Source organism: Bremerella cremea, from assembly GCF_003335505.1.
In the GTDB taxonomy this organism is placed as follows: domain Bacteria; phylum Planctomycetota; class Planctomycetia; order Pirellulales; family Pirellulaceae; genus Bremerella; species Bremerella cremea_A.
Window position 1 is genome coordinate 553,350 of the sequence record NZ_QPEX01000010.1, and the last position, 12,468, is coordinate 565,817.

At 54.5% G+C, this 12,468-nt stretch carries 7 protein-coding genes; all 7 read left to right on the forward strand.

Going from position 1 to position 12,468, the window contains the following annotated elements; genetic code table 11:
* Window positions 1–92: 92 nt before the first annotated feature.
* Entirely contained in the window at window positions 93–845 is a 753-nt protein-coding gene (locus DTL42_RS03430; protein WP_114367279.1) for a metallophosphoesterase family protein, read from the forward strand.
* A 77-nt stretch (window positions 846–922) separates the two neighbouring features.
* A complete protein-coding gene (locus tag DTL42_RS03435) occupies window positions 923–1,672 on the forward strand; it encodes a metallophosphoesterase family protein (protein WP_114367280.1) in 750 nt (249 codons plus the stop codon).
* Window positions 1,673–1,957: 285 nt separating this feature from the next.
* Window positions 1,958–4,306: a YidC/Oxa1 family insertase periplasmic-domain containing protein gene (locus DTL42_RS03440; RefSeq protein ID WP_114367281.1), complete on the forward strand. Its 2,349-nt coding sequence runs from the start codon at window positions 1,958–1,960 to the stop codon at window positions 4,304–4,306.
* 28 nt (window positions 4,307–4,334) lie between these two features.
* Window positions 4,335–5,693 carry a tRNA modification GTPase gene (locus DTL42_RS03445; RefSeq protein WP_114367282.1) on the forward strand — a complete coding sequence of 453 codons (1,359 nt, stop codon included), beginning with the start codon at window positions 4,335–4,337 and terminating at the stop codon, window positions 5,691–5,693.
* A gap of 266 nt (window positions 5,694–5,959) precedes the next feature.
* Window positions 5,960–7,315 (forward strand): Gfo/Idh/MocA family protein, encoded by a 1,356-nt coding sequence (locus DTL42_RS03450; protein ID WP_114367283.1) that lies wholly within the window; start codon window positions 5,960–5,962, stop codon window positions 7,313–7,315.
* Between the two features lie 203 nt (window positions 7,316–7,518).
* Entirely contained in the window at window positions 7,519–8,172 is a 654-nt protein-coding gene (locus DTL42_RS03455; protein WP_114367284.1) for an RNA polymerase sigma factor, read from the forward strand.
* Complete coding sequence (locus DTL42_RS03460) at window positions 8,165–12,388, forward strand: PQQ-binding-like beta-propeller repeat protein (RefSeq protein ID WP_114367285.1); 4,224 nt, start codon at window positions 8,165–8,167, stop codon at window positions 12,386–12,388. The genes DTL42_RS03455 and DTL42_RS03460 overlap by 8 nt, the downstream gene beginning before the upstream one ends.
* Window positions 12,389–12,468: the final 80 nt, after the last annotated feature.

The following is a 12,468-nucleotide window of genomic DNA, read 5'->3' on the forward strand; positions in this document are numbered from 1 at the left end:
TTAATATCGAACTGCCGCGTCACGGGTCTCCAGCGCTCGTAAGACGGCTGCGGCTGTGACCCCAGTTCTTGACAACGGAAAGGTAGTCGGGCGTGAAACGTGCCCTAATCAGCGACATCCACGGAAACTTGGAAGCCTTAAACGCGGTCTTGGACGACATCCGCCAGCAGGGAATCAGCGAGATTTACTGCTTGGGAGACGTCATCGGCTATGGCCCCAATCCAGTGGAATGTCTGGACATTGTTCGCCGAAAGTGCGCTATGTGCCTCTTGGGTAACCATGATCAGGCCGCGCTTTTCGACCCTGAAGGCTTCAATCCGGTCGCCTTTCGCGCCATTTTGTGGACGCGTGATCAAATTGATAACTCATCCGGGGGCGCAGGAGCGGTCAACGAACGCTGGGACTTCCTGGGCGAGCTTCCCCGGACCCACGTCGAGCCCAACCGCCTATTCGTGCATGGCTCGCCTCGCGATCCAACGAATGAATATGTCTTCCCCGAAGACATCTACAACCAACGGAAGATGGAGAATTTGTTCGACCGAGTCGAAAAATTCAGCTTCCAAGGCCACACGCACATCCCCGGGGTCTTTACGCCCAATCTAGAATTCTTTGGGCCCGACGAATGCGACCATGAATATCGCTTCGGCGACGAAAAGGCACTGTTCAACGTGGGCAGCGTCGGTCAGCCGCGCGATGGCGATCCCCGCGCATGCTACGTGATTTTAACCGACGAATCGGTTGTGTTCCGCCGGGTCGAATACGATCCGAAAGTGCCAGCCGCCAAGATTTACAAAATTCCTCAGTTGGATAACATGCTGGGCGATCGTATCCTCGAAGGACGATAAGCCGGTGAAAATCAACTGACGGCAGCCCGTTGGGGGCAACGCTGCCAGCCATCTAGCTATCCTCAAGCGAGACCGCGATGAAAACGGCAGTTGTCAGCGATATCCACGGTAATTTAGACGCCCTAGAGGCAGTTCTAGCGGATATACGTACCCAAGGTGTCGACCGGATCTACTGCCTGGGCGATGTCGTCGGTTACGGCCCCAATCCCCGGGAATGCGTCGATATCGTTCGCCAATTCGATCTATGCATTCTGGGCAACCACGATCAAGCTGCCTTGTTCGATCCGGAAGGTTTCAGCCACGGGGCCGAACAAGCCATCTTCTGGACGCGCCGCCAACTGGAAACCGGCGAAAGCGAAGAAGAAACGCTTAGTCGCTGGCATTTCCTCTGCGGCTTGCCTAGGACCCATACGGAAGATAATTTTCTGTTCGTCCACGGCTCGGCCCGCAATCCGCTGTGCGAATACGTTTTTCCCGAAGATATTTACAATCCAAAGAAGCTGGAAAAGATCTTTTCGCTGATACCGAATGTTTGCCTTCAAGGGCATACGCACGTTCCTGGCGTGTTTTACGAATCAGCTCAATTCATCAGCCCAAAAGACTTCGAGAACAGCACGTACCAGTTCAACGGCGAGAAAGTGATGATCAACGTTGGCAGCGTCGGGCAGCCACGCGACGGGGACCCTCGTAGTTGCTACGTAATTGTCGACGGGAAGTCGGTAGAGTTCCGCCGTGTCGAATATCCCATCGAAAAAGTTGCTGATAAGATTCGGGATATTGATGATTTAGACGATTCTCAGGGAGATCGTCTCTTTGAGGGGCACTAATCTTTTGCCGAAATCGGCATAAGTTCCCTGATTTTGGCCAAATATGGCCGATCTCTCTCCGAAGAAGGCTTGTGGCGTTTCCAAGAACCGCCCGAGAGGCGAGAATAGGGCTGACTAGGTGACGCCCTTTCCCCTGCCATCTTGGCATCTCCCGATTACACTTGGCGAATATCGCGAAGCGGGAGCCACTTTGGAAATGGCGATATCATTTCTGAGCTGCCCCTGAAATACTTCGCAGCCAGTTTTCATTGCAGAGTTTCGATTTCATCCCAAGGATTTTCACTCGTGGAACGGCGCCACATTACGTTTATTTTTCTAGCCGCTTCGCTGCTGCTGATGTTCAACATGCTGAACAACCAGAATCAGCAGCCAGAAAAGCCTGCCCCTGAAAATCCCGATATTGCTGAGGTCGATCAGGACGAACCGGCCCCAGATAAGGGTGATGAAAATCAACCCGACGAAGCCAATCCTCCGGCTGATAAGCCGGTTGAAAAGGACAAGGTGAAATACAACCGTCAGTTTGCCTCACTAGGGTCTGCCGATCCCAAAGGCGGCTATCGGATGTTGGTCACACTCGATTCCAAGGGGGCCTCGGTCCACCGGGTTGAATTGAGCAATCCTTTTTATCTGAGCTACGAACATGACGAAGATGGGGGCTATCTCGGCAACCTGGCCTTCGACGAGACCGACGGCAAAGGGGTGCGTACCAACGTGGTTGGCCCCGGTACGCCGGCCGCCGAAGCAGTCGCAAAGTCTTCTGAAATCGAAGGTGGCTTAAAGCCCGGTGACATCATCACCTCGGTAAATGGTGAGCTCGTTACCACCGTTGAAGAACTACAAACCGCCATGCGGAAAACTCGCCCTGGCGAGGAAATCGAGGTCGAGGTTACTCGCACGCCTTCTGGTGAAGGGGCCGCTCCTCAGCAGATCACGTTCACGATCAAACTGCGTAAATTCCCGGTGGAAGTGATCAAGCCGGAACAAACAAAGCTGCCGATTCCCAACGGTGGACCGCCGAAAATTGTTCACCATCCGTCTGCCTTTCTCACGACTTTGGCAAAGGTTGGTTCCCTGTCGGCCCGCAACGGGATGGCGGAAATCAAAGGTTTGCCTTCACTGATCGATAGCAACTGGAAAACAACCCAAGTCTCCGACAATGAAGTTCATTTCGAGCTAACTCTCTTTCCCAGCGACTTAGAACAACTGGGCGACAATCGCAAACTACGGATTGTGAAGAAGTACCGCCTGGACAAAATCACCGACGAGACCAAAGCCACCGAAGGGTACGAGATTCACTTCGACTTAGAACTTCATAACGAATCAGACGACTCGCTAAGCGTGGCCTATCGCCAGCTTGGCCCCACCGGTTTACCACTTGAAGGTTGGTGGTACGCCCACAAAATCAATCGAGGCTGGGGTTCCGCCGGTATTCGTGACGTGACCTGGGAATCGGAGAACGGCAGCCAGTTTAAAATGTTCACCGTCTACGAGATGGTCGAGCAAGAGGAGGAAGCCGCCAAGAAAGGTTCCGACCCGCAAACCCCACTTTATGCGTTGGGGCAAGACATTAAAACGAAATACTCAGGCGTTGACGCTCAGTATTTCAACTGCTCGATGATTCTGAATTACAAAGAAAGCACCCCTACCATCGACTTGGCTAAGGGAACTTGCGGCCCGATTGGCCCGATCGATCCCCTCTACAAGCCTCGTACCGACTGCACGTTCACCTTGGAAAGCCGCGCCTATCCGATGGCCGCTGGGCAGACGGTTACGCAGAAGTTCAACATCTTTGCCGGCCCGAAGAAAGAAGACGTTCTGGCTCACTACGGCCTAGAAGATGTCGAGTACTACGGCTGGTTCGGTTTCGTCTCGAAGCCACTTCTATGGATTCTGCATACGCTTTACGCGGTGCTGGGGAATTATGGCTTGGCCATCATCGTGCTGACGTTGATGGTTCGTGGTGCCATGCACCCGATTAGCCGTAAGCAAGCCAAGAACATGCAGATTCAACAAGCCTTGGCTCCCGAAATCAAACGCATCAGTGATCAATACAAAGACGATCCTGAAGGACGTTTGAAAGCACAGCAGGAACTCTTCAAGAAGCATAAGTTCAACCCGGTGGGTGGCTGCTTGATGATGTTCATCCAATTGCCCATCTTCCTCGGACTTTATCGTGGCTTAGCCGTCGACTTCGAACTGCGGCAGGCCCCGTTAATTCCGGGGATCTCGTGGTGCTCGAACTTGGCCGCCCCAGACCAGTTGTGGTACTGGGGAAATATCATGCCAGAATTCATCACCCTGCCTGGCAGCATGTTTAGTCTTGGCCCCTATTTGAATATCTTGCCGCTCGTCACGGTGGTCTTGTTCCTGGTGCAGCAGAAAATGTTCATGCCGCCACCACAAGACGAACAGCAGGCCATGCAGCAGAAGGTCATGACTTTCATGATGATTTTCATGGGGGTTATCTTCTTCAAGGTTCCCGCAGGCCTCTGTATTTACTTCATCACTTCCAGCATTTGGGGCATCATCGAACGCAAGATGCTCCCCAAGCCGAAGAACGTGCCGGTAGTTATCGAAGCCAAGCCGGAATCGATTAAACAGCCGCGTGTTCGTCAAGCGAAACGCAAGAAATAGCGGTTAACGGCCAAGGAGCAGCCACGTTATGTCCTTGGATCTCGATCGCACGATCGCCGCGATTTCCTCTGCCCCAGGCACCGGCGGACGTTGTATCGTCCGCCTGAGTGGTCGCGATGCGGTTGCGATTGCCTTGTCGATCACAACCGGCAACATGGCCCCTCCCACAGCGCGGGCCGAGGTCACCCAGCGTTCAATCGCATTACCAGAAGGACGAACGCTGACTGCGGACTTTTGGATTTGGCCCACCGAGCGCAGCTACACGCGGCAACCTCAAGTCGAAATCCACTTGCCCGGCAGCCGTCCCATCGCCGATGGGTTGGTCGCTCGCTTGCGTACGCAAGGCGCTCACTTGGCCCAACCAGGCGAGTTCACTATGCGTGCCTTCTTGGCTGGGCGGCTCGATCTTACCCAAGCAGAAGCCGTCCTTGGGATCATCGACGCCACCGGTGAAGGACGTTTTCAATCGGCCCTGCGGCAACTCGCTGGCGGCCTCTCTGGACCACTGCAAAACGCACGGACAGAACTCGTCGAACTGCTGGCCCTACTCGAAGCTGGACTCGACTTCGTGGAAGAAGATATCGAGTTCATCAGCCAAGAAGAATTGTGCGGACGCATCAACGGCATTCTCACTTCGCTGATCGAATTGCGAGAGCAGATCAACTCGCGAACCTATGGTCAAGCTCTGCCCAAGATCGCCCTAGTGGGACTTCCTAATGCCGGTAAGAGCACTCTTTTCAACGCCTTGACTCGCTCTGACGATGCGATCACTTCGTCTACCGCCGGTACAACGCGAGATTTCATCTCTCGAAAAGTCACTTGGCAGGGCGTCGATCTGGAATTAATCGACACCGCCGGTCATGAAACCGCGTCGCAGGACGATCTTTTGGCCAAATTAATGATCGAGCAAACCCGATTTGCCACAGAGGAATCGGACCTTTGCTTGCTATGCGTTGATGCCACCAGTGGCTTAAGCGAAGAGATTTGCCTGCTTCAACAGCGCTTACCAGCAGATCGTCTCTTGGTGGTGGCCACGAAGTCGGACGCGCAGCCAGACCCAACGGCAACGTTCTGCCAGCTGGCTACCAGCGGCACAAAGCAAACAGGCCTTGATTTACTGGAAAAAACGATCTTACAGCGAATTGAATCGCTTCAACTCTCTACCACCCAAATGGTGCCAGAAACAGCCGTTCGCTGCCTCGGGGCGATCGAGGCGACCATCGAATCACTTACCACCTGTCAGCATGGTTTTTCGCTCGAACTTTCGGAAGAACTTGTTGCTTCTGAGATCCGTTTCGCAATCTCGCAGCTGGCTGAAGTGGTCGGCGCCGTTTACACAGACGACCTTTTGGACGTGATTTTCTCCCGATTTTGCATTGGGAAATAGTGGGATAATGTGTAATTTTGTGACGGGATTGATTGCATAAGGCCTCCATAACCGCTAAGTTGACAACTTAGGCGGCGCTTGTGAATTCCGATACCCTAAACGTCTATCGGCTCTGTCGACCTCCTTCGACATCATCCTTGGGCCCCTTCTCACCCCTTCCTATTTTGGATCACTACTGCTTCCTACGGTCTTCCCGCTTGAATTTCTTTATTGAGCTGACAACCACCAGAAGCAGCGAAGTCGTATTTTACGAGGAGTTTTAGTTAATGAGTTCTCCCCAGAATCGTCGTAACTTCATGAAGCTCACGGCTGCGGCCGGTGCCGGCTTCTGGGCGACTGCCGGTGTGCAGGCCCAAGAGAGCAATTCTCCGAACGAGAAGATCAACTTCGCCAGCATCGGTGTTGGTGGTAAGGGATCAAGCGACTCGGCAGATGCTGGTCGTTCCGGCAACATGGTCGCTATCTGCGATATCGACAAAGAACGCTTGGAAAAGTCGGGCAACTTCTACCCAGACGCCAAGCAATATACTGACTACCGCGAGATGCTCACCGAAATGGGTGACAAGATCGACGCCGTTACGGTCAGTACGCCAGACCACTCGCACGCTCCAGCTTCGGCCATGGCCATGAAGATGGGCAAGCACTGCTTCACCCAGAAACCGCTGACCCACAGCATTTGGGAAGCACGACGCTTGGGCGAAATCGCCAAAGAAAACAAAGTCGTTACCCAGATGGGCAACCAAGGAACGGCTGAACGTGGTGTTCGTCGCGCTGCGGAAATCATCCAAGCTGGGGCCATCGGCAATGTGAGCGAAGTTCACGTTTGGACCAACCGCCCGATTTGGCCACAAGGTGTTGCCAAGCCAGAACCGCAACCGGTTCCTGAAAACGTCGACTGGGAAATGTTCATCGGCCCAGCTCCTTACCGTGAATACGCCGACGCTTATCACCCATTCAAGTGGCGTGGTTGGTGGGACTTCGGTACCGGTGCTTTGGGCGACATGGCTTGCCATACGTTCAACATGGCCTTCATGGCATTAAACCTCCGTGACCCAGATTCCGTTGTCGCTGAATCGTCCGGTCACAACGGCCAAACCTATCCGAAGTGGTCGGAGATTACCTTCGATTTCCCAGAACTCGATGGACGTGCACCTTGCAAGGTCTATTGGTACGACGGCGGCAAGTTGCCACCACCGGAACTGACCAAGGATTTGCCTTTGGGCGACAGCGGCAAGTTGTCGACCAGCGGTAGTCTGCTGATTGGCGATGCCGGTAAGATCTACTCGCCAAACGATTACGGCGCACGCTTCGAGCTTCTACCGGAAGACAAGTTCGCCGGTTACGAAGGTCCAGCGGAAACCATTCCACGTTCCCCTGGTCACTTCAAGGAATGGGTTGAAGGCATCAAGGGTGGTCCTGAACCGATGTCCAACTTCCCGAACTACGCTGGCCCACTGTCGGAAACGATTTTGTTGGGTAACTTGTCTGTCTGGACAACCGGTGAATCGGGTAAGGGCAAAAAGATCGAATGGGATGCCAAGAACCTGGTCGCTAAGAACGCTCCAGAAGTCGCGGAAATCATCAAGCCGAAGTACCGCGAAGGTTGGGCAGACTTGGTCTAAGCGTCTAACTCGACTTAGATCCTTAAAAAAATAATTGAAAGCGGAGTCACAGTGATGTGAACTCCGCTTTTTTTATGAGCTTGCCCCCTCTCGTGGTTGAGAATCAAACGAATTATTTGCGACAATTGTTACCTTTCTTATATGATTGAAGGGGAATCGGTCGCTTCGATCATTCCTCCTAAGCTTTCCCTCTGGAATCTGCCATGGCATTATCCCCTTCCGCGACAAAAACGGCGACGGACGCTCACGAGAGGGCCTCGCGGTCGAGTTCCGGCTTTGTCCACTATCAGCGGCAGCATGCTGCGGAAGAGGATGCCCTGTTGATTCACGCTTTGCAATCAAACGATCGCGAAGCCTTGGGGGCATTTGTGCAGCGGCAACAAGGCTTCGTCTTTGGCTATCTGCGATCTCGCCTGGCCGACCCGACGGATGCCGACGACCTTTGCCAAGAGGTCTTTCTCCGTTGCTTGGCTGGAAAAGTTCGCTTTCGCGGAGATGTCCCCGTTCGGCCTTGGTTGTTGGGTGTAGCCCGTAATGTGCTGCGCGAGCACATTCGCCGCAACCGTCGTCGCAAAGAAGTCGAGTGGACCGAGTTGTGCCTGGAACTCGATACTCTTTCGGCGGAGGACCACTCGAACTACCGTGAGGTGCATGATTGGCTCAATGCGTGTATCAACACCTTAGGCCAATCAGCCCACGACGCGCTCAAGATGCACTACTACGCCCGATTGAAGATGGCCCAAATCGCAGAGAAAATGCGACGTAGTGAAGGGGCAGTGAAATTGCTCGTCTTCCGCGCTCGTCAGGCCCTCAAAGAGTGCGTCACCCGAAAGTCGCGGATCTCTCCGGATGAATGACCAGCAGTTGATCGAGCTGATTCACGAAAGCCCGATCGAAGATTTCACGCTTCAACAAATCCAACTTCTGCGTCAACGTCTTGCGGAATCGCCAGAGCTGCAAGCTGCCCTGGCCGACCGCTTACGGATGGACCATCACCTGGCCGATGCCCTCGGTGCCTCCGAAGACACCACCGATCAGTTTGTTCAAAAACTCCTCAAACGCAAACAACGTATCTCCACACGTTCGCGCTGGTCGCTTGGTTTAGGGCTGATGGTTTTGGCCCTGCTGGGCGTCACCATCGCAAGTCTGGCGAACTATTCTGGTAGCGTCAGTCCCAGCAGTTCCGTTGCCGTGGAACAACCCGCTTCGCCCGACAACGTTCATCCCGAGACTACGCAACCTAAGCCAACGCCTGCCCCCCTTCCCCAGCCCAACCATGACGCAGAAGGCATTACCGTCGAGCCAGTGGCTGAAGCCAGTCCCGACACGGCAGAGGATGCGAAGGTTCCATCAGTGCCCGCTACCTTGCCGGTTACCGAAATCGCTCCCATCACGTTCGCTCATCTAACCGCTTTGCCTGGTTCAGATCGTTACGACTCGCTCCCGCGCAGCCAATTCGACCAGTGGTTTGCCCCTGCGTCGGCAGACCTGCCCCATCAGATCGAAGAGTTTCGCGAAGGGGACAATCCTCAGGTTCGCTTGAAAGGGTGGTTCCGTTTGAAGGGCCCCTTGCCTGCTGGTACGGCCCTCCGTTTTGTGGCTTCCGATTTGGAAAAGTTGCGGTTCCATTTTTACTGCGGTGACGAAGGGGTCACGGTTGTGAAGTATCCGCACGACTACAACCCGTGGTATGCCTATGCCATGCGGCGCGGGGAAGATGGCATCCAGCCGCAGGAACTCTCGTTGCTGACCAACGACGGCTATCGCGACCATCGCAGCAATGCCCGGAACTATCAGCCGGTCGCCATCTACTTCGACGAGGCAACCAGCGAGTTAGTCATCTACCGTGGCGACGCCGAGGTCATTCGTGCCCCGCTGCCAGGCAATCCGGACCAGATCGTTGTCTCCGGCGAGTCCATTATTCGCCAAATGAATCTCTGGCCTATCACCAAGTTCCCTCCGCCTCAATCGCCCGAGTATCCCATTCAGGCAACCTACGAAAAACCCGCCGAGTTGCCCTGGGAAACCAAGTTGGCTCAGAACGCTGCCTTGGAAAAGAACGACGATGGGAGCCTCACGTTTGCCGTTGATTCCCCTGACAACAACAGTTGGATCTGCACCCCGTTGCCCGGCTATGGTATTCGGATGGTCGACCTGCAACTCTCACACGTCGATCGCTCATTCGCTATTTTCCTCACACGCGCAGACGAACCCCAGCAAGCAAACCAACCTCGCGAGATCCCACCACCTCGCGACGGAATTGTTTTCGGCAAAAACAGCCACACCGAGAGCCTCTATGCCCGCTTCTCGTATGTTTTTGATGGAGGCATGCAAACCGACCGAAACGTGTGGGATTCTCCTTCAACCGAAGTGGGAGAGCATGTTTGGGTACGGCTATTCCAAGGGGGTGGCCAGGTCCGAGGTTGGCTCAGTCGCGATGGTATCCACTGGGCTCTGCTCGACAGCGAAGCCAACAATGCCAAGCAACCTTACGATTACCTCGGCATCGCAGCCGCTCGGGTGGAAGGCCAACGCCAGCTGACGATCAACAAGATTGTCGTTCGCGAACTTCCCACGCTGACCAGGCTTTTCCCTGAAAGCCACTGGCGCCAAGTCGATCAAATACCGTGGCAACAACTGGAAAGCTCGCACCGAAAAGCTTCTACGTACACCTTGCCCGACGGCAGCCAACTCGAGCCCGATTTGGCGACGTCGCTTCGCCGTTATACGGCCCTGGAATACTCGCTCAAGGGAAGCATCGAACTATGCGTAGCAGCACTCCGCGAGAAGGAACCTGCTCAGCAAAAAGCGATCATCACCGAGCTATTAGCTCTCACCAAAACCTGGCCGCTAGAGTACAACCAAAAACGATTTCTGACCTGGGCACGTGACCGTCTCGGCGAGATTTACGCCCAGCAGTTGTACACCTCCGACCGGCAAGAGAACGCGGAGTTTCGGCGCGAGCTGTTTAATCAGCCAACGATTAATCGTGATCCTCAAGAGTATCTTTCGCGCGAGCAAGTCAACGCCGAGCTTCTCGCGGCAATCGAACAACAGCGCTGGGCCGATATCCTTTTCAGCTGCGAGACCATTCAGCGTTATTATCACCACGATCGCAATCGAGCCAAACGTGACTTTCCGATTCTAAACTGGGCTGGCGGTATTGCGATTCGTCATGCTGGCCGCTTGGTCGACTCGCAAGAATATTTAACCGAAGGTCGTTTGACATCCCTCTTGGTGGAAGACCTCAGCAAAGAAGCCTACAACATCAGTGCCGACTTGAACGCAGCGCTCGATAGCGGAGCGATCGCAGATGCGTGCCGCCTGATTACCCAAATCCCCGAATCGGCCGTGCAAGGTCTCGCCCCTTCGGCCAGCGACCCAGACCATTTTTTCTCGGTCCCGGCCGCAATTCAAATGGCCGTACAAAGCCACCAAGATCTCCGCAAACAGATGCAGTCCGAGCATTCCGATCTCGCTCAGTTACGTCTCAATTCCGCGATACAACGTGGCGACCGGAAAGTGATCGAACTGGTCACGCTCCAATTCTTCGATACCCTTGCTGCCGCCCAAGCTCACCTGTGGCTAGGCGACCAAGCCACGGCAGCAGGAGACTTTGCCACCTCGCTTCAGCACTACCTCAAAGCGGCGCGGTCTGCCAATGCAGAATTGCGAACGGAAATCGATGCCCGCATCTTGATGCTTGGCCATACTCCGCCTGACGGAAGCGAGATTCCGACCGGCCAGCTGTCGCTCGGTTCGACCGAGCTCACCGCGCAAACCCTTGTTGACGAAACCAATGTTTTGCGAGAGTCGATCCCCGCGAGTGATCCTGTCGCATCGGAAGATTCTCTCGTCGTCCACGCCCCAGCTTGGCCCGGGAATTCGTTCCAACCAACCGATATCCGCTGGCAAGGCAACTGGGGCTTCGATCCAGAAAAGCGACCGACCGCAATCCGGGAAGAAAACATCGATTGGCGACAACGCAACATCGGTACCACTGTTCTGAACGACGAAGCGTTCGTCAGCAATCGTTTCCAACTGATCAAGCTCGATCTTGCCGAAGGCAAGATGAAGTGGCAGCAAACCGCACTCAATCGACAGCATGGTAAAGCGCACGATTTCCCCTGCACCCAGGCGAACCCGCTGGTCGTAGGCGACCTCGTCCTCTGCCGCATGCTCCACGAAAAAGGATTCGCACTTTACGCGTTCGATCGCAACACAGGCCAAGTTCAATGGACGAACAACTTGGAAGGCCAGCTGGTTCTGGCCACCGATCCCATTACCGTTCAAGGTCGGGTTTTGATTGTCACCCTTAAAGAACTTGCCCAGGCCACGCATTCGGTTCGACTTTCTCATGTCGATCTGGCCACCGGCGAGATCCTCGACAGCAGCGACTTGTTTCGCATCCGCAACACTTGGTTCGATCGCGGCATCGGCAAGATCGTTCAGCACCAGGAACAACTTTTAATCGACCTAGGAGGTGTGCTGGCCTCGTGTGATATCTCTGGGTATCTCCAATGGGTTCGCAAGCAGTTGACGTTCCCGCAGGCTATCGACAATCGCTGGGCATACCAGAACCAAAGCGATCTCGTTATTGTCGGTAACCGGGCGATGTCTTTTCATGCTGGAAGCATGCGGATCGAGTGCTTGGATATCGCGACCGGGCACCTCCACTGGTCCCAGCCAGCGGTGACGGTCGAAAGTATTTCCCATGTTGACGATCAGACCCTTCTTGTCGAGGACAGGCAAACATGGCGACTGGTTGCCGTGGAAGATGGAAGCACGAAGCGACAAATCAGCAAGCCCTCAGCGATACTCTCGTGGCTGCAAGCAGCCGATGGGCTTGTTGCGTTGGTCAACAAGCCCCCTCAGGAAAAAGACGAAGGAGCAAAAATCGTCGCCGTACGAATTCCTTTTCAAGGTGGCGAACCAACCGAACTTCAAACGCTTGATCTCTCTGCCGATAAAACTCCCGGCATAGGCCCCTCATTTTACGGGGCTGGGCAGTGGTACGTTTGGTTTTCCGAAGACGAGAGCAGCGACCAGCGCCAGCTTTTGCTGGCCCAGTGACGTCAGGGAGATTTGCCAGCCAATCATTACGCGGCATTCTTTTGCCTAAAACTTCTTTACGGGGCACTTTTTGCGTAACG

Coding starts and splice junctions, on each gene's coding strand:
- DTL42_RS03435 (WP_114367280.1), top strand. CDS start 923: ATGAAAACGGCAGTTGTCAGCGATATCCACGGTAATTTAGACGCCCTA.
- DTL42_RS03445 (WP_114367282.1), top strand. CDS start 4,335: ATGTCCTTGGATCTCGATCGCACGATCGCCGCGATTTCCTCTGCCCCA.
- DTL42_RS03450 (WP_114367283.1), top strand. CDS start 5,960: ATGAGTTCTCCCCAGAATCGTCGTAACTTCATGAAGCTCACGGCTGCG.
- DTL42_RS03455 (WP_114367284.1), top strand. CDS start 7,519: ATGGCATTATCCCCTTCCGCGACAAAAACGGCGACGGACGCTCACGAG.
- DTL42_RS03460 (WP_114367285.1), top strand. CDS start 8,165: ATGAATGACCAGCAGTTGATCGAGCTGATTCACGAAAGCCCGATCGAA.